This window comes from Paenibacillus sp. FSL K6-2524, assembly GCF_038005525.1.
GTDB classification, from domain to species: Bacteria; Bacillota; Bacilli; order Paenibacillales; family Paenibacillaceae; genus Fontibacillus; species Fontibacillus anaericanus.
Genome location: NZ_JBBOSP010000001.1, coordinates 3,101,179 through 3,124,163, shown reverse-complemented (window position 1 = coordinate 3,124,163; position 22,985 = coordinate 3,101,179). Strand labels below are relative to the sequence as shown.

General features: G+C 41.7%; 20 protein-coding genes and 1 pseudogene. 3 read left to right on the top strand and 18 right to left on the bottom strand.

The window, feature by feature from the left end; genetic code table 11:
• Positions 1 to 96: 96 nt before the first annotated feature.
• From NST85_RS14185 to NST85_RS14170, 4 genes are all read right to left on the bottom strand, one after another.
• Positions 97 to 852: a GNAT family N-acetyltransferase gene (locus NST85_RS14185; protein ID WP_341189622.1), complete on the bottom strand. Its 756-nt coding sequence runs from the start codon at positions 850 to 852 to the stop codon at positions 97 to 99.
• A gap of 182 nt (positions 853 to 1,034) precedes the next feature.
• A complete protein-coding gene (locus NST85_RS14180) occupies positions 1,035 to 2,012 on the bottom strand; it encodes a carbohydrate kinase family protein (protein WP_341191112.1) in 978 nt (325 codons plus the stop codon).
• A gap of 214 nt (positions 2,013 to 2,226) precedes the next feature.
• Complete coding sequence (locus tag NST85_RS14175; protein WP_127191306.1) at positions 2,227 to 2,406, bottom strand: transcriptional regulator; 180 nt, start codon at positions 2,404 to 2,406, stop codon at positions 2,227 to 2,229.
• 547 nt (positions 2,407 to 2,953) lie between these two features.
• Positions 2,954 to 4,408, bottom strand: coding sequence for a glycogen synthase (locus NST85_RS14170; protein ID WP_127191307.1), 1,455 nt, complete (start codon positions 4,406 to 4,408; stop codon positions 2,954 to 2,956).
• Between the two features lie 292 nt (positions 4,409 to 4,700).
• Between NST85_RS14170 and NST85_RS14165 the strand changes: the two genes are divergently transcribed.
• Positions 4,701 to 5,642 (top strand): tyrosine-type recombinase/integrase, encoded by a 942-nt coding sequence (locus NST85_RS14165; protein ID WP_341189621.1) that lies wholly within the window; start codon positions 4,701 to 4,703, stop codon positions 5,640 to 5,642.
• Positions 5,643 to 5,835: 193 nt separating this feature from the next.
• Here the strand turns inward: NST85_RS14165 and NST85_RS14160 are convergent, their stop codons facing one another.
• The 13 genes and pseudogenes from NST85_RS14160 to NST85_RS14100 all read right to left on the bottom strand — a co-directional run bounded on the left by NST85_RS14160 (position 5,836) and on the right by NST85_RS14100 (position 19,907).
• A complete protein-coding gene (locus NST85_RS14160) occupies positions 5,836 to 6,588 on the bottom strand; it encodes an HAD family hydrolase (RefSeq protein ID WP_341189620.1) in 753 nt (250 codons plus the stop codon).
• Between the two features lie 178 nt (positions 6,589 to 6,766).
• Positions 6,767 to 7,429, bottom strand: coding sequence for a TVP38/TMEM64 family protein (locus NST85_RS14155; protein ID WP_341189619.1), 663 nt, complete (start codon positions 7,427 to 7,429; stop codon positions 6,767 to 6,769).
• A 377-nt stretch (positions 7,430 to 7,806) separates the two neighbouring features.
• Positions 7,807 to 8,709, bottom strand: coding sequence for a DMT family transporter (locus NST85_RS14150; protein WP_341189618.1), 903 nt, complete (start codon positions 8,707 to 8,709; stop codon positions 7,807 to 7,809).
• A 37-nt stretch (positions 8,710 to 8,746) separates the two neighbouring features.
• Positions 8,747 to 9,568, bottom strand: coding sequence for a DUF427 domain-containing protein (locus tag NST85_RS14145; protein ID WP_127191312.1), 822 nt, complete (start codon positions 9,566 to 9,568; stop codon positions 8,747 to 8,749).
• A 302-nt stretch (positions 9,569 to 9,870) separates the two neighbouring features.
• On the bottom strand, positions 9,871 to 11,400 hold the full coding sequence (locus tag NST85_RS14140) for an HAL/PAL/TAL family ammonia-lyase (RefSeq protein ID WP_127191313.1): 1,530 nt from the start codon (positions 11,398 to 11,400) through the stop codon (positions 9,871 to 9,873).
• Complete coding sequence (locus NST85_RS14135) at positions 11,393 to 12,502, bottom strand: DUF917 domain-containing protein (RefSeq protein ID WP_341189617.1); 1,110 nt, start codon at positions 12,500 to 12,502, stop codon at positions 11,393 to 11,395. The genes NST85_RS14140 and NST85_RS14135 overlap by 8 nt, the downstream gene beginning before the upstream one ends.
• Positions 12,495 to 14,165 (bottom strand): urocanate hydratase, encoded by a 1,671-nt coding sequence (locus NST85_RS14130; RefSeq protein WP_445671155.1) that lies wholly within the window; start codon positions 14,163 to 14,165, stop codon positions 12,495 to 12,497. The genes NST85_RS14135 and NST85_RS14130 overlap by 8 nt, the downstream gene beginning before the upstream one ends.
• 9 nt (positions 14,166 to 14,174) lie before the next feature.
• Positions 14,175 to 15,533: an LLM class flavin-dependent oxidoreductase gene (locus NST85_RS14125; RefSeq protein ID WP_341189615.1), complete on the bottom strand. Its 1,359-nt coding sequence runs from the start codon at positions 15,531 to 15,533 to the stop codon at positions 14,175 to 14,177.
• Positions 15,534 to 15,555: 22 nt separating this feature from the next.
• Positions 15,556 to 16,491: an ABC transporter substrate-binding protein gene (locus tag NST85_RS14120; protein ID WP_127191316.1), complete on the bottom strand. Its 936-nt coding sequence runs from the start codon at positions 16,489 to 16,491 to the stop codon at positions 15,556 to 15,558.
• Between the two features lie 28 nt (positions 16,492 to 16,519).
• Positions 16,520 to 17,170: an ABC transporter permease gene (locus NST85_RS14115; RefSeq protein ID WP_127191317.1), complete on the bottom strand. Its 651-nt coding sequence runs from the start codon at positions 17,168 to 17,170 to the stop codon at positions 16,520 to 16,522.
• A 48-nt stretch (positions 17,171 to 17,218) separates the two neighbouring features.
• Positions 17,219 to 17,956: pseudogene (locus NST85_RS14110) on the bottom strand (ABC transporter ATP-binding protein); the annotation flags it as partial.
• Positions 17,957 to 18,211: 255 nt separating this feature from the next.
• Positions 18,212 to 18,949 carry an IclR family transcriptional regulator gene (locus NST85_RS14105; RefSeq protein ID WP_127191319.1) on the bottom strand — a complete coding sequence of 246 codons (738 nt, stop codon included), beginning with the start codon at positions 18,947 to 18,949 and terminating at the stop codon, positions 18,212 to 18,214.
• Between the two features lie 151 nt (positions 18,950 to 19,100).
• Entirely contained in the window at positions 19,101 to 19,907 is an 807-nt protein-coding gene (locus tag NST85_RS14100; protein ID WP_341189614.1) for a DUF427 domain-containing protein, read from the bottom strand.
• Positions 19,908 to 20,125: 218 nt separating this feature from the next.
• Here NST85_RS14100 and NST85_RS14095 point away from each other — a divergent pair, with 218 nt between their 5' ends.
• Positions 20,126 to 20,488, top strand: a complete 363-nt coding sequence (locus NST85_RS14095; RefSeq protein WP_341189613.1) for an iron-sulfur cluster biosynthesis family protein — start codon at positions 20,126 to 20,128, stop codon at positions 20,486 to 20,488.
• Positions 20,489 to 20,613: 125 nt separating this feature from the next.
• Here the strand turns inward: NST85_RS14095 and NST85_RS14090 are convergent, their stop codons facing one another.
• Positions 20,614 to 21,642, bottom strand: coding sequence for a LacI family DNA-binding transcriptional regulator (locus tag NST85_RS14090; RefSeq protein ID WP_341189612.1), 1,029 nt, complete (start codon positions 21,640 to 21,642; stop codon positions 20,614 to 20,616).
• Positions 21,643 to 21,926: 284 nt separating this feature from the next.
• On the opposite strand from NST85_RS14090, the gene NST85_RS14085 reads away from it, so the two are divergent.
• On the top strand, positions 21,927 to 22,979 hold the full coding sequence (locus NST85_RS14085; RefSeq protein WP_341189611.1) for a 2,3-butanediol dehydrogenase: 1,053 nt from the start codon (positions 21,927 to 21,929) through the stop codon (positions 22,977 to 22,979).
• The last annotated feature ends 6 nt before the right edge of the window (positions 22,980 to 22,985 follow it).

Below are 22,985 nucleotides of genomic sequence, written 5' to 3'. Positions count from 1 at the left end.
TACCTGTACCCAATAGACTTATTGGCAATAAGAAACCACGTCAAAAAGCCTTACTACTTTCTATAGTAATAAGGCTTTTTGACTATGCTTTTTGACTTATTTCAAGTTATGAAGTAGCTTTTCAAATTTATTGGGACTCATTATCTCATGCGTTAGAAATTTACCATTATTAAACATACTAAACGTAGTCCAAATGGCTGGTCCCTGCTGTGCTTCTTCTCTTGTTCTCAAATGATGAGTATGAAAGGCAACTCCTTTTTCACTGGCAACTCCCCTTAGATCCTCCAAAATTCCAACCGCAAAGGGACATTGAGCAGTGTAATATACATGAATTCCTTCTCCTGCAGCAGTAGTGTTCTTTACTGAATTTTTAAAAGCAGGCAGCGGAGCCCGTTCGTTCCACTTTAGTGCAACCAACTCAAAATAAGGCTCTGCTCGATCCACAACTTGAAAACCCAGGTGCTCAAAATACGGTTTATCACTCAAATAAGGCATCTTTTTCTTACCTACGATATGTACAATTCCATCCATTCCTTGCGCCATGGCGTCCTCTTTGCACTTTTCTAACAACTGTTTTCCATGTCCGTTATCCTTGTATCTACCAGAGACCCATAGACAATTTATGTACATATAATTAGGAGCATCTATAGGAATCCACGCTTTTTCTGCAGGCAAGTATTCAATAAATACCTTCGCACGCTCATTCAATCGATAGAATACCAATCCTTCTTCCATACGTTCACATAACCATTGCTTCTTCTCTAGAACGGCATGTTCATATTGTTTTGCTCCCAATGCACAGCAAATATGTTCTTGATCGATGTTCTCTCTCGTTATGTGCATATATTCCATCTTTTTCACACCCTCACTATAGTAATTATATTAAAACTTATACTTAATCCTTATATTGCAATAAAAAAACATCAAGCAAGCTGCACCTGATGTTATCTAATCGAATGGTTCTTATGTTCTTTTTTAATTATACACTATTTACCTTTACATTTATCATTTGCTTACTTCATCGAATTCTAATATTATTGATTCCATTTCACTACTTCATCATAGGTTGGTAATGCGGCAATGGCTCCTACTTTCGTACACACGATCGCACCTACTTGATTTGCAAAACGAATCATAACTTTCCAATCCTCAAAGGTAAGATTCGCTATGCCCTGATTAGAGATTTGAGAGAGTTGTACAAGAACCGCGCCAACGAACGCATCACCAGCACCTGTAGAATCAATAGATTGAATAGAGATACTAGGTATCGTAGCATGATCAGTCCCATTCGAGATCAATGTACCGTTCTTACCTAATGTTACTGCAATAACCTTCGCTCCCAGACGATGAAGTTCCGTTACGCCTACATTAAGATCCTCAGAGCCACTAATGAGCTGCAACTCTTCTTCGCTCACTTTTACAAAATCAGCAAGAGAGATTCCCTTGGAAGCTAGATTGATGAATTCTTCCGTCCTGTTGCCCCATAGGCTACTTCTGTAGTTCGGATCGAAAGAAACAAACTGCTTCTCTTCACGGGCTTTGATCATGAAGTCAAAGTATGCTTCTAAGTAATCTCCACCTAACATCGCCGTAGCTGAACCGAAATGAACGATGGCAGCTTCATGCAGCTTAGCAAGAGGAAGATCTTGCGTTACAAAATTTCCATCCGCACCGCGATTAAACATAAAATCACGTTCACCATCACTTTGTAATGAAACGTAGGCCATTGTCGTAAGCGCCGATGTGTCTCGAACAATCAGATCTGTATTTACTTTCACTTCATTTAAGGTCTGAATTAAGAAATCACCGAATGGATCACTACCCACTTTACCGGCAAAAGCAGCAACTCCACCGAGGCGAGCAATCGCGGCCGCAACATTAGCTGGTGCGCCACCGGCTTGTTTTATAAAATGTGATCCTTCAGCCAAATTAACACCTATATCACTACAGAAGAAGTCTATTAACAATTCTCCGATACAAAGAATTTGTTGGTGTTCACGACGATCCTGCATCCCTTCAATCAACTATAGTTCCCCCTTATCCCATACTATAGAATCCATCTATGTTATGATTTCCAAATGTCTTTCAAATTCCAATACTTACATTCGCGAATAACGTTTGTAATCTTTGCCGCGTGTGTGAGTCATTATTTATCCCCACGAGTAACTAAAAAAAGAGATCGGAGAATTTTTCAAACTCCAGTCCCTTTTTCTTCTACTATTAAGTTTATTGAACAGGCTCCCATTTACAACGAATTGGAGAAGTAATCGCTTCATCCTTCTTCAGTTCTTTGAATGCCTTATCAATTTCCTTGCGATCTAGTCCAGACAGTTGCTCAACTTCCCCTGCACTGACAGGCTTTCCTGCAGCTTTCATCGTTTCCAGAACCTTTTCCTTTACACTCACAACCGTCACCTCCGTTCCACTATTTTACATAATAGATTATCAAACATTCGTTCCCTAGCATAGTCTGTTCGAAAAATGTTCATTTTTGTGTTTTTATGGCTCACAGTTTAGTTTATGACATCATTTTGGATAATTATAGGGGGTGGAATAAACTGTTACCCATAGACTAAACACCTATTTTTCAAATTGAAACTTAATATCTTAGATAGAATCGATCTAGCTAACATAATAATAGTTATGTTAACTATTAGATATTCGCAGAATAAAATCATAATTAACATGATCTTGTCAAGTTAATCTTTTATCTACTCTCCCACTATTTCAGATAATAAACGGATTATTCGGTTCTTTCTGCGATCACAAGGCGAGTTTCCTTCAGGATATCTAAATGCTCGGAAATCGCAAGCTTTTATATATTAAAAATGTCAGGTATTCACAAAATAAATCAAAAAAATTCCTCTCTATACGAGAAAAAGCACCCCTACAGGTGCCGTTATCATAACTTTAATTGTTGTCTTTCAACTTCTAATTGGCCTCACTAAACATGCTATATTCGAACAGTAGCCATACTTTCATAGAGCTTGATGTATTCTTTTGTTGAGTCCTCCCACCCTACCGATTGAGTCATAACCCTGTTCACTAGCTTATTCCATATATCCTTCTTATGATAAAGCTCGATTGCCTTGCGGATAGTATCAAGCATGACCCATTGACTCGCGTATTTGAACGTAAATCCAGTCCCTTCTCCTGTGGATTCATCATATTGTTGTACTGTATCACGCAGGCCACCGGTCTCCCGTATAATAGGTACGGTGCCATATCTCATTCCAATCAATTGGCTGATGCCGCAGGCTTCTGTGTATGAAGGCATTAGGAATATATCCGATGCTGCATAGGTTTTGTAGGCGATATCGTCGCTATAGGTTGAATAATACATCTTGTCTGGAAAAGACTCCTTTATGTGCTTGAACAAATAATCATAATATGGAATGCCATCACCAATAACGATAAATTGCAAGTCTTCCTTCAGAAGTTCATGATATGATTTTTCGATCAAATAGAGCCCTTTGGTTATTTCCAATCTAGAAATGATCGCTACGATAGGTACATCCGATCTAACCGGAAGGCCAAACGCTTCCTGCAATCTCTTCTTATTCTCTGCCTTGCCTTCCATATGCTGTGCATCAAAGTTTGCAAATAACCGCTTATCCGCAGCCGGATTATTCTCATCCAGATCAATACCATTCAGTATGCCATGCAGATTTCTTCTACGCTTATGCAACGTCTCTGTTAGAGGTTCGATATTCATTGGCGAAATTTTGCTAATCTCTTTAGCGTAACTTGGACTCACCGTGCTCACTACATCAGCCAACATGATCCCTACCTTCATACAATTGACCTGGTCATAGTAGTCTAGTCCTTGTTCAACAAAGAAATCCCAGTCCACATTCAGAATTTCCGTAGTCAGTTTCTTATTGAAGACACCTTGATACAATAACGCATGGATCGTAAATAGTGATTTCATACCCTTATAGAATTCCAATTGGCCATACTGAGTTCTTAAGAAAAAAGGTATAAATCCGGTTAACCAATCGTTACAGTGTAGAATATCAGGCGTGAATGATAACATGGGGAGTGACTCTAACGCTGCTTTACAAAAGAAAACAAACCTTTCCATTTCATCGTCGTAATCATAGATTCGCTCACGATTGAAGTAAAACGGATTGTCGATAAAATAGATAATGTTCCCATTATAATCGATACGTTCCAAGCTATAGGTTACCTTTTTACCAGCAAACTGAATTGAATAAGATTGAATAAATTTAAGTTCATGACCGTATTTCTCCTCAATACCTCGGAACTTGGGCATCATGATTCGCACATCATATCCCTGTTCCCGAAGCGACTTCGGTAAAAAGGATGAAACATCCGCTAATCCCCCTGTTTTGGCAAATGGGAATACTTCCGTCGAAAGGTATAACACTTTTGGCGTATTGTTCATTTTACAATTCCTCCCCAGAGTTATTATATTGTGCAAGTCTAAGTAGGCTTTAATAGGCTGTATATCAACAACACTAGCAAACTTACAAAAAGTATTTTCCAGATTATACCTCCCATTTCATTAATGTACAAGTCTTGAGAATTAATTTTTAGGGGTTGAATTTTTATATCCATGGGCATTCATGCCTATCTCTCTTCTACGGGGTATTCTTATAATTTAATAGCTGATATAATTGCATTAAATCTATATTTAATGCAATTTAACTTCAAATCGATTGAATAGGCGGGATTCGATGATAGATCCAACAACTTTAGAGCCATATGAGCGCGAAATTCACCTATTTTTGATTTACATGAAGGACCGTGAATATTCGAAAGACACCCAAAAAGCATATATGCATGATCTGAAACATTTTCTACATCATTTACATGGAAAAGTTATTCCAGAGGTTTCAGATATCGATATTATGGAGCATCTCTCTAATGTGAGAGAATCAGGTGCAGGTGCCAGATACCGGAATAGATGTCAATCGGCTATCCGCCTCTTTTTCAAAGTGATGATTAAATTTAATGTAACCAAACATAACCCTACGATGGACATTGAAAAGGCAAAGGTCGAAAAGAAACGAAAACCAACGTTTCTCGAGAAGCAATACCTGGATGCATCTATGCAGCAAGTGAAAGGCAAATATTTAGTGCGCGATGTGTCCATCATCGCTTTGATGTCTTATGCTGGGCTTCGAGTAAGTGAAATCGTCCGATTAAACACTATAGACGTTAATTTTGAGCGATCGGAGATTGGTGTACTAGGAAAAGGCGAAAAGTGGCGTTATATCCCCCTCCCCCCGGAGTTGACTCAACTACTACAACTTTGTCTTTCTGAGCGAATTCCACCTAAGGGAAAAAAAGATGAGATGGCCTTCTTCATTTCGCAGTTTGGTCGGAGAATTAGCAAACGTATGGTACAAACCATTTCTGAGAAAACATTTAACTCATTAATTGAAGAGTTTCCTCAATTACAAGGAATGAAGCTATCCGCACATAAATTAAGACACTCCTTCGCCACAGACCTCTTACGCAACGGCGCAGATCTACGGGCGGTCCAAGAACTTCTTGGTCATGAAGATATATCTACTACGCAAATCTACACGCATGTGTTCGATGAAGCTAAAAGAAAAGCGATGGGCAATGTTCGTCCTGCGCTACCTGTTTTTATTCAAAAGGAGAATAATTGAAAACATGTTCTCTTTTTTGCGATTTAGTTACCATAACTATTATTATGTTAACCAGAGTGGTAGTGTTATACTGTTTTATCCAACTTTATACTGTAGAGCCTGGAATATTTATTTATAACATATAAACCCACTCTACTTGGGAGTGGGTTCCATTATGTGTATTTTTCTGTATGATTCCATAACAAATACTATATTAATCAAGTTCTAACATAAGTTCCTTGATTTTTAGAATGACTTGTTGTTCTTCATTTGCCACTTTATCTGTAGCGACTTGCATGAGGGCAGTATGTTCTCCAACACATACGGAACGCAGCGCATGTTTGAACATCGAAACATCATTTGCATCATTGCCAAAGGCAATATATTGCTTCGGCTCGATGCTAAGCGCTTGAAGTCCTGTCCATTTATCGACACCTTGCGGGCTGATATCAATAATACCTTCATTACCGTGTATATAGATTACGATCGGTAATTGCTGCAACTCCTCTAGCAATTGCTGCTCATTTAAGCTATGTAGAATTACTACTTTCACAATTTCATTTAGCTCATCTAAAGGTACATTTTTCGCACGTTGCTCAGGGTCCACATTTCGCCATATCGGATGCTCGTTATGACCTGTATAAGCATAATCCCACTTGCTATCAACTAAATAATCGGCCTCGTAAGTTCTCAATAACCTAACGATCTTGTCAGCTAGCTGTTTATCGAAATGAATCGTTGAAATGATCTCTCCACCCGTTGCCACAAATGCACCATTCCCACCTATCATCGGAAACTGTTGCATATGTGCCGGTAATATTGGTAACAAATCTCGTATAGGTCTGGCTGAGGCAAAGACTATTTCATGTCCTTGACCCACCAAGGAGTCTAAGACCTGTACCATATCTTCACTTAAAGGCTTACCTTTAAAGCAAATTATTCCATCTAAATCAAACACCATTTTCATCGGATTAGCCTCCTCTTTTTTATCTAATCATAACAGCTTCCAGTATAATAAAAAGGACAGATGTCCAAAAAGGAGTAAACGTTTGGATGTACTTTCGAAAGGTCTAAGATATGAATAAGGAATGGAGATCTTCCCCATTCCTTTGATCTTTTTATTATTTTATAGACTCCGGTGTTGCTTAACCTCCAAATTCACTTGTCTCTCCCCTAGTCCTCTTGATACGCTTCGATCTAATTCTCCATAGGATCAATACCAATAGAACAATGACAGCACCTAAGATCAGTAAGACATTATTTTCAAGTTGGACAGACCATAGCCCTTTGACAATCAAAGAGATAGCGAAGAAAAAAATCATATTTCCGGTTATTGTACCTATTATAAATGGCCTTAAAGGAACCGCACTAACACCCGCCGCAATATTGATCAAACTAGTAGGTGCAAAGGGAAATACTCTGCCTAAAAACACAAATAAAAAGCCCTTGTTTTCAACCTTGGTCCACTTTTGATATTTAGGGTTAAGATGTTTTAGTAGTAGGTCTTGAAACCAATAACGCGCCATCAAGAAAGCCAATATTCCTCCGATTACACTACTTACCCAACTCCACAAATAACCATTTACGAATCCGAACAAGGAGATATTAACTGAGATCACTAGAATTAAAGGAATGATTGTAAATAAATTCTGGACAACCATAATACCCAGCATAATGAGCAAAATGAGAAAAAGGTTCCCATTGGACATTTTACGGATCTGGTTTAAATCAACCTGAAGTAAAGTCGAAAAACCATCTGATTTAAATAAAATAATTAGAACAATTATTAGGATGACAAAGGAGATCATGCGTAATGATTTTTTGCGAATTGAAGTCCCCTCCTTTTACTTACACAGCGAATCCATCTACATCCATATAATTAATCACATTAAATATTACATTCTAATATACTTAACCAATAAACTACTATCAAGAGTAACCCCTACTATGAGTAGGTTAAATTCAACTTATTCCAGCTCTTTCATAGTCTATTCCCTAGATATTCCCCTTAAGCAAAGTAAGGATGAATATTTACCTTATATCATAACAGCCTTACATAAACTGAAAATCAACTGGACCGATACGAAGGAAAGATAATCTAGAAAACGACAAAGAAGCAAAGATAGAAATAACCCTTCTTCGCTTCTTTTAATGTATAGAAATTCTCGATTTGTTTAATTCCTGGTTATCTCGTTTGACTAACTTGTACACTATCTCCTGCAAAATTTCGGTTAGATACAAAAACGCCAAACAGAATTAGAACCCCACCAATTAATTGAGCTCCATGAATCGCATCTCCCAATAGGTAGTGACCCGCGACCAAGGAAATAAAGGGTGGGATATTCATGAACATAGCTGCTGTTCCAGGCCCCGTAATCGCTACACCACGTGTCCACCATATATTAGAGGTTGCCGTGATCAAGGCCAGTATCAGCAATATCAGCCATATTGTGACGCTGCTACTGACGATTAAGTTACCGCTAAACACATCTAGACCAGCAACAGGCGCCATCAAGGCAATACTTAGTCCTCCTGAGATGATGTTAATAGAGGTCAGTGACAGCGTCTTGGCTATAATCGGAGTATACATCATGCTAATCGTCATACCTAGCATAGCGATTAATAAATATACGTCTCCAGACGATAAACTGAATTTCCCACCACCAAAACTGATGATGATAACCACACCAATCATACCAAGAATGCCTCCGGCAAGCTTGCCAGCCGTCCAAGGTGTCTTGAGAAATATCCTTTCCATGAACACAGCAACTAGTGGTGCTACCGCATAGATAAGTGAAGCATTTGCCGCAGATGATAGCTGAAGCCCTTTAAAATATAAAGGTTGTTGAATCAAAGTGCCGAATACGGAGGATGCCACCATAAGTAGCCATTCCTTCTTCGTTGGTCTTCTTAACACACCTTTACTATAGAGCAAAGCAATCACGATAAGCCAAGTCAAACCCATGCGAGCGAAGGATAGGAAGGTCGGAGAGAAGAAATTCAATAGATAAGCGCTCATGATATAGCTACAACCCCAAAGCACTGCAACTCCAAAAAGTCCTAGTCGAGCCGATTTATAAACTGACATTAGACGCATTTCACTAGGCTAGAGAAAACCGAATTCATTATTTATCTCCAACCTTCTTGTATGGCAAACGGTCTTTACTTTGTAATGACCATTTCTCCCCATCGATATAGATGGCATCTACTTCTTCATTGTAAAAGCTTAGTCTACCCGCAATTTCATGAACCTCTGGTAGAGCTTCGGCATAACTCCAAACTACATCTCTATATTCTTTCCCACCCACTTGAATCGAATGATAGGAAGCCACGCCTTTATAAGGGCAACGAGTTATCGTATCTGACGGCACAAGATGATCGAAGTTAACATCCTCTTGTGGCAAATAGAACCGCGGAGTCAAGCCCGTTTCAAATAGGACTACGGATGAACGACTCTCCGCAATTACCCGCCCACCTACAACTACTTTAATATGCCTCGTGCTTGGAAGAGCATCGATTCTAGTATAGGGGTCCCTTGCATGAACATATATCTCCTCTTCCTCCTCGAACCATGCATCTGCCTTATTCCATACGAAGGAGACATACCCTGTAAGAATAGAACTAAGTTGAGGTGGGTTTAAATAACTCCAAGCCGCATTTTCCACAACCCGATCGCCAACTCTAATCGACCAATAGGTGGCTTCACCCTTATTAGAATCCTCTTTTCGATAATCCGATACTTCAAAGAGGTCACTTCGAACATCTTCTTTTGGAAAATAGTATACAGGCAGCTTTCCCGTCTCCGTTATAGATAGAACCCGTTTACTATCCGCAATATATACATCACCGAGTTTCACGCGAATCCATTTCGGACTTCGTTCAGCTCTAATCTGCCAGTCCTCACTATAATGATCTCTAAGATTCCATTGGGGATCATGATGAGCCATAGTAATCGCTCCTTAATTTAATTTGGTATATATAGCTCAATGTCAAAATCAGTGCTTGAAAAAATATAACGTAGATATAACCGCTCCGCGGACGGATTATCCTTACGATCGCTGTTGCCTCCAAATTTGTTTGAATATATCGCTATAGCGGTATAAATTTGGAGGCAAAGGCGAACGCTTCGCTTCTTCAGGACAATTCCGCCCTCTCCGCTATGATCTGCATATACTTTTTCTAATTACAAACAATGATTACAGTATTGAGCAGTAAATATAATAAACTTAAACTATTGAACCTCTTATACTTAATTCACTAACGAAACGCTCGAATCTCTCACTTTAGCTAACAACTTACCGCTTTTAAACAACTGGTAAGTTTGCTCGATATCTATGCTTAAATTTCGATCCTCCGCTAGAAACGGGACAACTGATCGAATGGATTCATAAGCAGCCTTTGTCCCTCTTCCAAGTTTTAATCCATTACGTAGATCAATGGCCTGCACTGCATGTAGAGCTTCAATTCCGATAATGTAATACAGTCGATCGATAATATCTCTTGTCTTTGCAACTACATAAGGCGAGTTCGCCGCATGATCTTCTATATCACCCGCTAATGAGAAATAATCCGCTGAAGCCGGATTAGACAAATGGCGAATTTCCGCATCTAGTGCTGTTATCGTCTTCTGGACTGTGCAGTAGCCAATGGATTTGTCCTCATCTGCCGTCAGAAACCGACTCAATCCTGTAAACGAAGGTGTCCCTAGTTTAATCGTCCGGTAACAGGCATTTTTGGACACATGATGTAGCGCACTTCCTAGCATTTCGAAGCCCAACGTCCAAGATACAGACTCAAAATTAGCGCAGGACAAAATCCTTTTCTCCTCAAGTAGCACACAGGGATTATCATCGGAACTATTCAGATGGATCTGGAGTTGCTCCTTCGTATAATGAAATGCATCATATGCAGCACCATGTATCTGACATCCACCACGGAAGCTCAGAGGATCTTGTAGAGAATCAGCTTGATTCGACTCCCATAGATCACTCTGTTCAAGAATATCTCTTACATGAGCTACACTTTTCAACTGTCCCTGATAAGGTCTCACTAGATGAACGGCTTCATCAAGCGGACTTACATTGCCGCGCAATGCTTCGAGTGATAGAGCATATACGATATCAGCGAGCTCGAGCAATTCTTCGCATGCATGCAGTGCTAGGGCACCCGTACCTGCTGAAAGTGCATTAGAGCTTACGATAGCAAGCCCATCCTTAGGCCCAAGTATGAGCGGCTTAAGTCCTTCCTTATCCATCGCACTCCCTGTAGTGAATCGCTCTCCGTTCACCTTCACCTCACCCTCGCCAATAAAGGCAAGCCCAATATGTGATAGGGTAGTGATATCTGCTGCTCCAACAGAACCTTTAAGCGGGAGTACCGGATGAATCCCAAGATTAAGGAATTCCATATATCGCTCTACTATCGCAGGTTGCACACCTGTACAACCTAGCAACAGTGAGTTCAATCTGACCAGCATGACGGCCCGCACTTCTTCTTCTGCCGCTTCCGCTCCAACCCCTGTCGAGTGTGACAAAATCAGATTACGATTAAATCGCTCGAAGAATTCCTTATCAATTACTTTATCTTTGTTCCAACCTACTCCACGGTTAAGACCGTATACAGGAACATCCTGATCTGCGAGTTCGAAGATCAGTTCACGGGACGCCCTTACCCTTGCCATAGCTTCTTCCGCAATTTGAATAGGTCTTCCCCCGTAAGCAACGGTGTACACATCTTGCACAGTCAGACTCCGTCCATCGAGTACGAGAACACTAGACATGGATCTTCTCCGCCTCGGGAAATGCCAGATTATACAGCTCAATCCCTAATGCCTGTTCCACCTCTGGGTAGACTGAAGGATCCTTCACGCTAGAGCTTAGTGGAATAAGTGATCTATCGATGACGAATACGCCTATCTCCTGTCCTTCATAGATGTGCCCGACACTTACGGGCAAGCCCGTCTCTAGAGAAAAGGTTGTGATCACATCGGGGAAAGTGCTTAGCCTTACACTGTTCTGCTCCTCAACCGCCATATATTCATTCATCACATGAAGTATCAGTGAATTACCACCTGAAACTTCTACTTCAATCGTACCGATATCAAAGGCACCTGAATATTCCACGTTCTTGCTCACGACCTTGCCCCTCCCGATGATGGTGCCACCAGTTTTCTGGCAGATGGTCTCTAGAACATGATCTGCTCCAAGAGGTTCTGCCTCTAGAATAGCGCGGCCAAGCTCAATTGCCAGCGTGATTCCGCCGATAGCGGCATGCTCTTTAATATATTTAGCTGGGAGTGGATGCCTCGCCGCTGCGATAAACCCACCGGCCATATCCGATGCTGTCCGCAGAATATTCGAGGTCCTAGCAGGAGTACCCTTCGTAACGAGTTCAATATAGCTGCCATCCTCTGGTTTCCCACCGGCAACCGCTTGAATTGTCTCAAAATCGATACTTGAAGCTATTCCAAGCGACCCCATTTTCCCTGTCGGATGCGCACGGATGTCTCCCGTTGCATCAACTACGACCAAACCAAGTGCTGCGGCGGGTAGCCACCCATTAATCGTGCTTGACATCCCGTTCTGGGGTGTCATGACACCAACGACTTTCCCCTCATAGTGATCGATGATTAATTGAACTGCTTTAATATAATCCTTCCCAAGCATTTGCCACTGTGTCCCGGCGGGAGCACCAATTGCCGTACAGGTTATAATAATGGCGTCATCCGGCAATTCATCCACGGAGACGAGTTTCGGCTTGCCAAGTGTTATGGCTGCTCCACCAATTTCTAATCCATGCTCTACCCAGCCCCCGCCACCTGAAGCGAATACAGAACCACCCTTAACAGCTGCTAGTACATCCTCTTTCGTTAATTCACGCATATAAGTTACCTCCGTAACGCTCCGTCGATATACGCCGGATTCCTGTTCTAGCAACTTCATCTAATGATTCCTCATACCCCGCATCAGCATAACGAAGCACGCCAAGTCCGGTATCATTATGAAGAGCGATACGAATCCGCTCATCTGAGTTCTCCGTTCCATCCGCCACAATCGTGATTCCAGCACTTGTCATGTAACCGGCATATCCCCCGCCACCAGAGTGTATCGCTACTAGATCCGCCATCGATGAGCAACTCATCATGGCATTCAAGAGCGGCCAATCAGCAATCGCATCGCTTCCATCCTTCATTCGCTCCGTCATAATGTTCGGATGAGCCATGGCACCTGCATCCAGATGATCACGAGAGAATGCAATCGGACCTGATAACTTCCCCTCTCTAACCATTAGGTTAACGGCCAATGCCAATTTCGTCCGATCTCCGTGGCCGAACCAACCGATTCTAGCAGGTAGTCCTTCTATGGGTACATATTGATTAGCGAGTCTAATCCAGTTCGTGACGACATCATTATCACGGAACTCTTGCAGAATATAGTCATCAATGATTCGGATATCCTCGGGATTACCACTAAGAGCAATCCACCGAAATGGTCCAATGGCACGTGCGAAGAGTGGTCTAAGGAATGCTTCTGTGAAAATATCAATCTCAAAGGCATTTTCCACTCCATATTTAACAGCCTGCGTACGTAGGTTATTCCCATTATCAAAGACGACTGCACCCCGTTCCTTGAAAGCAAGCAAAGCACGAACCTCTTCAGCAATCGAAGCCCCGGCATCATCTTGTAATTTGGCTGGAGCTTTTTGACGAACCTCGACCACTTGGGCAAGCGTATACCCCTTAGGAACATATCCATAGAGCAAATCATGGGCAGAAGTCTGATCCGTCACAATATCAGGAATGATCCCTTTGCTTACTAGCTCTGGATAAACCTCAGCGGCATTACCTAGTAAACCAATTGATAGACTTCGACCATCGTGTATGGCTTCCGTAACCCACTCCAAGGCTTCGTCAAGGTCTTTCGTCTTTTGCTTCAAATAACCATTTGCAATCCGCTTGTCGATTCGTTCTTCCGATACTTCAACACATAGAATAACTGCATTCGCCATCGTTCCTGCTAACGGTTGTGCGCCGCCCATACCACCAAGACCCGCCGTCAGAATGAAACGCCCTCGCAAATCTCCACCGAAATGAATCCGAGCTATACTTTGAAAAATCTCATAAGTGCCTTGAATCACACCCTGCGACCCAATATATTGCCACGCTGCAGCCGTTAAGCCACCCCATATAATTAAGCCCTTCTCCTGTAAATCATAGAAATTCTCACTAGTTGCCCATTTCCCTACTAAATTACAGTTAGCCATCACAACTAAGGGGGCTTGTTTATGTGTCCGGAATATACCGATTGGTTTGCCGGATTGAATAACGAGTGTTTCATCTTCCTCCAACTGCTTAAGCGTATCTACAATCGCATGATAGGAAGGCCAATTTCTAGCTGCCTTACCTAGAGAGGCATAGACAATGAGTTCCTTCTGATTCTCCCCATTCTCCAAGACGTTCTCTAACATGCGCAGGAGTGCTTCTTGTCTCCAACCTTTACAACGAAGCGTGAGCCCTCTTGCTGCTGCAATTCTTTCCACATTCATCACCTCAGTTTAGCTTGTTTGAACAGTGCTATAACGATTAGCGGGACGTGTTAGTCCTAGATGCTCACGAAGCGTGGTTCCTGTGTAGTCCTGCTTAAATAGTCCTCTTCGCTGCAATTCTGGGACAACCAGATCTACGAAGTCATCTAACCCACCTGGAAGGTGTGGGAACATAATATTGAAGCCATCTGCCGCGCCACTAACGAACCAGTCTTCCATTTGATCAGCAATTTGCGATGGTGTTCCCGCCACCCCACGTGAATTAATGCGTTTATACAATTGACGTATCGTCAAATTTTCACGTTCAAGTAAGTGAATAATCCGGGCAAGATTGCTTTTACTTTGATTGAATCCTTCTAGCTGTGGAACAAAAGGAAGGGGTTCATCCAGCGGATATCCCGAGATGTCTTGACCAAGGTAATGAGAGAGCAGATCAAGTCCAAGCTTCTCAGGGGTCAAGTCTTCAACAATCGCCAACCGTTCGGCGGCTTCCTCTTCTGTCCTACCGATAATCGGCATAAACCCTGGCAATATCTTAAGCTCATCACGAGACCTGCCGTATTTAGCCAATCTCCCTTTAATATCCTCATATAACTGAACCCCGTCCTCCACGGTTCCAAATGGACCAAAGGCAGAACCTGGTGCAAATACTACCTCTGCTGATGCAGCTGCTAGCTCTTTCCCAGCCTCAGAAGCGCCCGCTTGAATAAGCACTGGATACCCTTGCGGTGGACGTGATACATTCAGCGGGCCACGAACAGAGAACTCACTCGTTTTGTAGTCAAGGTTGTGTAGTTTATCTTTGTCGGCAAAGTTACCTGACTCCTTATCAAAAAGAAGTGCATCATCTTCCCAGCTATCCCATAACCCCTGAGTAACATCGACGAACTCGCCCGCTCGTCCGTAACGGTTCTCATGCTCCAAATGTTTATCCTTACCGAAATTACGTGCTTCTTCATCCGTCTGTGAGGTAACGATGTTCCATCCCGCCCGGCCCCCACTCAAATGATCGAGTGTCGCTAGTTTGCGCGCGATATGGTACGGTTCGTTATAGGTTGTCGATACCGTTGCCGCTAGTCCAATTTTCTCCGTAACGACAGAAAGCGCCGAGAGTAAAGTAAAAGGCTCCGGACGGATACTGTTAGATTGGACGATACCGGACTCAAATCTATCCCATACATATAGTTCATCCGCATAGAAGAACATATCGAACTTGCCTCGTTCCGCTGTTTGTACGATGTGTTTATAGTAATTTAAATCAAGCAACCCAGCAGCATCCGATTCCGGATGCCGCCAGCTTGAAATATGTTCGCCTGCGGGGAAATACATCATTGCTCCAAGTGTCATTTGTCTATTATTGTTTCCCATTATGTTTCTCCCCTTCGTCTTATTACTTAATAAGGCCTTCGTTCTTCAACCATTCTCTAGCTACATCTATCGCCGGTCTTTGCTTCTGTTCTACTTCACCATTCAGTTTTTGCATTTCAACGTCATCAATTTTACCAGCCAACTTGTTAATAATATCTTTCAACTCAGGATGCTTCTTAAGTGTTTCTTCACGGATAACAGGAATCGCAAAGTATGGAACAAACACATGTTTGTCATCTTCTAAAACGATAAAATTGCTAATTGGAATTTTGCTATCCGTTGTATAAACATCGGTCACATCGATCAAACCTTGTTCAATAGCTTTGTAGCCAAGTGCATTATTCTGAATCGTTTTGATTTCTTTAAATTTAGGATCATAGACCTTCTGCACGAGCGGCCATGTATCTTCACGTTTCAGAAACTCTTGGCTTGTGCCAAATATAAGTTCCCCAGCGTTCGCAGCTAGTTCGGATGTTGTCTTGATGTTCAATTTCTCCGCAATCTCTTTGCGTAAGACGAGTGCATACGTATCGTTAAATCCGATTTGCTCAAGAACTTCGACTTGATTCTTTTCTTTCAATTTCTCTTTTACAATTTCGTATGCTTTCTGAGGATCATACTCCGGCTTCTCTTTAAGAATATTGAGTAGAGCGGTTCCCGTGTATTCCACATAGGTATCAACATCGCCCGCTTTAATCGCTTCCCATAGCAGGTTGTTATCCAGTGTAGTAATTTTAGTTGAGAGCTTCGTGTCATTCTCAATTAATAAGGCTATAGCATTTGCCAAAATATCTGATTCAGCAAAACCTTTAGTCGCTACAGTAATGGTATCGCTAGATGATGCTGATTTGCCGCAACCCGTCATAGCCAACACCAATACTAGAGATAGTCCTGCGATGATAGAACTGCGTAACCAAGCGCCAGGGCGAATCGTTGTGATCTTTTTAAATAAATTCATGAATAATTTCCCCTCTCCTCATTTACCTTTAGTTTTTTGTATGTTGACGCAAGCCTTTCGGCGTTAATACCCGATTGAGTCCTAGCAGAAGAACATTAACTATAATGACTAATAAAGAGACGGGTACAGCACCTTCCAGAATCGTTGTCGTATTAATCATCGAGATCCCGCGAGTAATAATGTCACCAAGTCCGCCGGCAGCAATATAAGTAGCAATAGTGGCTAAACTAATGGTTTGTACCGCGACCAGCCTAACACCCGCCATGATAATACTGCGAGCGATCGGGAGCTGTACCATCCATAAAATCTGCCAACGGGTCATCCCCATCCCGGTTCCCGCTTCAATGAGCGCTGGATTCACACCACTAATTCCTACGTAAGTATTTTGAAGAATGGGCAGTAACGCATACAGGGTAAGTGCGATAATTGCAGGCTTTGTACCAATACCAAGGATCGGAATCATGAATCCGAATAAAGCAAGACTAGGAATCGTCTGAATAACTGATACGGTTGTAATCACTGTATTCGCAAGTCGTTTATAGGCAGTAAGTACAATGCCAACGGGTATGGCGATCACACAGGCGATTAGCACGGAAATGAGCGATAAATTGATGTGTTCACCCGTCTTTTCAAGTATCAGCGGCCAATCCGCTTGAATGGTATTCCAAAATTGATCCATATGAAGCAGCTCCTATTCGCCCAAGAATTAAATGCTATATTGATTGAAACGCTCTACCCCGAGAAATTCACGCACAAAATCATTCGCTGGTTTATCAAGGAGTTCTGCTGGTGAACCGGTTTGAATGATCTGTCCATCCTTTAGTAACACGATCTGATCGGCTATTTTCAGTGCTTCATCAATATCATGCGTAACGAAAACAATGGTTTTCTTAACCCGTTCGTTTAGATTAATTAACTCCTTCTGGAGTTGAATGCGGCTGATGGGATCTAAAGCACTAAATGGTTCATCCATCAAAATGATCGAAGGATTCGCAGCAAGCGCACGTGCAACTCCGATTCTTTGCTGCTGACCTCCGCTTAACTCATGAGGATAACGGGAACGGAATTGCTCTGGACTGAGTCCGATTAATTGCAGCAGTTCCTCTGTACGTGCAAGTAGCTCTTTTTTCTTCTCTCCCTTAAGTCTCGGAACAATCGATATATTCTGCTCTATCGTCATGTGCGGAAATAACCCGATTTGTTGAATGACATAGCCGATATCTCGTCTTAACTCAACAGGATCTAGACCACTTACATTTTTCCCTTCGACTAGCACGGTACCGTCCTCTGGCTCAATTAATCGATTTATCATTTTAAGCAGGGTTGTTTTCCCACAACCAGAAGGTCCAATGATCGTTACGATTTTTCCGCTCTGTATGATGAGGTCAAAGTTCTGCAACACATATCCTGAACCATAGTTCTTTGAAACCTGTTTGAATTCCACTGCTGCTGCATGATCACTCATCACAATCACTCTTCTCCTGAATAATTTAACTGACTATGCACATGTTTTTAGTATGAATATATGACAAAAAAAGGCCTCATTTCCCTCGTTCAAGGAAAATGAGACCTCCATTTGTTTGGTCAGCCTCGTTTATTATTAACATTCGATAATTCAATATTGTAATGTAATATTATAGTATGAGTTTTCTTTTGTCAATCATTATTTATGAGTAAACCTATCGGAATTAATATAATACAATTTCCTCTTACTCCCTAGTCATGATCTACCTAGTTTATGTGACAATTGGTTAGCGGCTGCCACTACATAACCCGATATTTCTTGATCATAATCTGCGTTACATTTGAAATTTGGCCCAGCGATCGACAAACTAGCAACAACTAATCCATGCGCATCAAGCACTGGTGCAGCAACGGCAAAAATATCTGGATCCACTTCCCCGTGTGTAAAGCTGTAACCTCGATCCCGGATAGCCTTACATTCTTCAGTTAGAACACGTTGTTCCTCGGAAGTCTCAAGGGTATCTACAACCCGTTGAATAAATCGTTCATTCTCATAAGCAAGGATACATTTCCCTGATCCCCCTGAATTCAAAGGCAGTACTCTGCCATTCTCAACAGCAAATTGAAGAAGGCCTTGGCTGCGCACATTTTGTATACAGACACAATTCATTCCTGAACGGACGAACAAAACCGATGTTTCTCGCGTTTGCCTTGTTAATTGCTCCATAATAGGCAACGCTAGCGGTAATAACTCACGATGAGCTTGATGGCTTAAGCTTCTAGCCAAATCTAATATACGCATGCCTAGGCCAATTTGACTCTTCCCTTTCCGCTCCACAATCCCGTTCTGTTCCAGCGTTTGAATGAACCGATAGGTCGTGCTTTCTGGAATAGATACCTTCTCAGCGATTTCACTGACTGACAATGTATCATTGGCTTCAGACAGAGCAAACAATATGTCAAGCGCTCTGCTCAGCGTTTGTGTTCCATTCATATATGTACCCTCCAAATAAAACTTTTATATAACCATATATAACATGAAGTGTTCTCTTATAAACACGATATATTCTAAGTAATTTTGTTCAAATAAAAAAAAGACCTCCTGTGTTCAGGTCAGCCATACTTCATTCATGTTCTGCTTATTACTATGCTGTAACTGTCGGGATCTTAATCTCATTCGCATTAAAGAAATCCAGAGCGGAACGATACCAGGAGATTTCCCCTTCTTTTACGCCATCGATGTAGGTTTCAACACGCTCATTATAAAATGAAAGATATTCTTTAATGTTCGGAATCTCAGGGATAGGATTCAAGTAGCTCCATACGATATTCTCGTGGATTTTATCATTTACAGTCGCCGACCAATAAGAAGCCGTTCCTTTATACGGGCAACTTGTTTGAAGTGTAGTTTCGCTTAGAAGATCTTGCCTTACATCTTCCTTCGGTAAGTAGTAACGTACAGGTACACCTGTTTCAAATACAATGACAGGACGATTGCTCTCTGCGACAGTTACCCCATCAATAACCACTAGAATATGGCGTGAACTCCGCAGCGCATCCACACGTTTATAAGGATCACGGGCGTGAACAAAGATCTCTTCTTCCTCTTCAAACCAAGCATCCACCTGATCCCAATAAAATGAATAGTATCCTTTGATGGCCTCACTCCCCGCTATCGGATTCTGATAACTCCAGATTGCGTTCTCAGCCACTCGGTCACCAACCTTGATACTCCAATACGATGCCGTCCCTTTAAGTCCACATTCAGTAGAGTGATCGGATTCGACAAATAGATCTTTGCGAACATCTGATTCAGGAAAGTAGTACACCGGAAGATGGCCTCTCTCATGGAGCGTAATGACGTTCTTACTGTCGGCAATCGTTTCACCACCGAATTCCACATGCACTCTTCTTGGATTTAAATCTGCTTGAAGATTCTTCTTGTTAGACATTCAATTCCTCCTCCTTCAAAATGATATCTCAAATACAAGTAATGAATTATCGCATTCAGATAATAGCACGACAAATTACATTATTCAATATATATTACCAACTTATCCAATAAGAATAATAAAATATTATCTGTGCTTACGATCATACACCTTTTTTCATTGTGTTGTATAATTAAATTTCAAAGTAAAAACTACTCTAGAAGGGGCGAGAAATACAGATGAAAATTCAGATTGGCTCTTTGGCGAAGGAAAGATTAGTGGAAAGCTTGGGAAATCGACCTGGATTTTTCAAACTATTTTATGATACTGAAGGCTGTGGTTGTAACGGAGTGATCGTTATTCTGATTACGGATAAGCCCGATCAGTTCGATATAGAAATCGAAACAAACTTGGTTCCTTTTCTAGTCGACCCTAAACAGCAACACAACCTTGATGAGACCATGCGCCTTGAAGCTGAAGAGAATTACCCTGCCTTTAAATTGAGTAGTGACTCTAATCTCTTGAGTAGTAATATTCGCATCAGAGACATCCGCGGTGACAACCATACTTTGAATGACACAACAGAATGTCTAATCAAATAAGGCACAAAGCCAAAATCAGTGGTTGACAGAACCTATTGTGGGAAGCAGCATTATGTTTTGGAAGATGTTACCCTCACTGTTAAAGGAGGATTTCCTGAATGGACATCAGAAGGCGAAATCCTCCTTTAAAGGTGAACGCTATTACGGGTAATGGAAACACTCGATTCTCGAACAATAAGGCGGGGTTCCAACTGTACTCTTTCATATTCTCCCACCTTGTTCTCCAGAATCCGATTCAAGAGTAGTTGCGTAGCCACGCGTGCCACCTCGCTCCCCATAATGGAGACAGAACTAATCTGAGGGGTTGTTAATGTAGTCCACAAATTGTTGTCAATCCCAACAACAGCGACATCCTCTGGAACAGAAACCCCCAGTTCCTTAAATCGATTTACAATCCCGATCGCAACCATATCGTTCACCGCATAAATAGCATCCGGCATATCCTTTAGACTGTAGAAGTAATCGGCTGCTTTAACCCCCGTTTGAATGGAGAAATCTTCACCAAAATAGACCAAGGAGACGTCTAAGTGTTTGACGGATTGCTCGTACGCGAAATATCGATCTTCAATGACCTCTTTCTGCGCTCCGGCATAAGCAATTCGGGTTCTGCCGATATGTTGTAAGTGCTCCATCACGATCTTACCTTCCATTCTGGATAGACTTACGATGTCTGCCTTCACTTCATCTCCCAATCTCCTACCATAGTTAATAACGGAGACAGGAACACTGGATTTATTGATGAATTCCACGATGGTTTTCGGGTACGCTAGTGGCATGATAATGAGTCCATCTACATGTAATTTCTTAATTTCTCGAATCGTCTCCAGTTCCATTCTGGCATTTCCAGAGGTATTAATTTGAATCACACGATAATTAAATTGTTTGGCAACTTGTTCCACGGACCAAGCAATATCAGGAATAATCGCATTGCGAATATCAGGAACCGCGAGGGCAATTTGTTTGGTATGACGTACTTTCAAACTTTGAGCCGAAGTGTTTGGGGTAAATCCCATCTCTTCGATCACTTGAAGTACTAGTGTTTTTGTCTTGGCACTAATTCCACCTGTATCATTAAGGGCTCTAGATACGGTAGCGATACCTACCCCAGCCCGTTTTGCAACATCTTCGATCGTAACCTTCTTCTTGTTAGGCACAATTAACGTCCTCTCCTAATCGGAATCGTTTCCATATTGAATCTTAAATTTGAAGGATATTTATTATTGACATCATACCACAATTTTATAGCAAGTTGTAGGTATTCTCTCTTTTCTACTCTATAAACCCAGTGTTAGTGAAGGTTTTCACTATATTAAATATCACATTTTAATATATTTAGATTTGACATTCCTCTATTAATGTGACATATTTGTTACGGAAACGTTTCCCTTTCTGCGTGAATCTAACTAAGAAATCAATTCATAAACGGGAGATGGAATATATGCAAGCATTGAGATGGCATGGCGTCAAAGACCTACGGTTAGAAACGATTGAAGAACCAACTGCTTTAAACGGTAAAGTGAAAATCAAAATTGAATGGTGCGGAATTTGTGGGAGCGACTTGCACGAATATGTTGCAGGCCCTATCTTTATTCCTGAAAATACAGAACATCCACTAACAGACGAGAAAGCTCCCGTCGTGATGGGACACGAATTCTCTGGACAAATCGTCGAAATCGGGGCAGGTGTATCGAAATTAAAGGTTGGCGACCGTGTTGTCGTAGAGCCTATTTTTGCCTGTGGGGAATGTACGGCATGTCGACAAGGTAGATATAACCTTTGCGATAAGATGGGCTTCCTTGGACTCGCTGGTGGCGGAGGCGGATTCTCTGAATACGTAGCTGCTGACGAACATATGGTTCACAAAATTCCAGATAGCTTATCCTATGAACAAGGCGCGCTTGTCGAACCTTCTGCTGTTGCACTGCATGCGGTCCGCCAAAGTAAATTTAAGGTCGGTGACAAAGCGGTTGTCTTTGGTGCAGGTCCGATCGGGCTGCTTGTTATAGAGGCACTGAAAGCATCTGGTGCGTCAGAAATTTATGTGGTTGAGTTATCTGAAGAACGAAAGAGCAAAGCTGCTGAACTAGGTGGCATTGTGATTGATCCTAAACAATACGATGTAGTTGAAGAACTACAACAACGTACAAATGGCGGAGTTGATGTTGCTTTCGAAGTAACGGGGGTTCCACCGGTTCTCAAACAAGCTATTGAATCCACGAATTTGGGTGGACAAATTATGATCGTAAGTATCTTTGAGAAGGAAGCTGCACTTCACCCTAACAATATTGTTCTCAAAGAACGCAGCATGACAGGAATTATCGGCTATCGTAATGTGTTCCCTGCCGTAATTAGCCTAATGGAACAAGGTTACTTCCCTGCTGACAAATTAGTAACGAAGAAAATCCAACTTTCGGAAGTGGTCGAACATGGATTTGAAGCGCTGTTGAAGGAAAAGAATCAAGTGAAAATCCTAGTAACTCCTAAACAGTGATTTTGA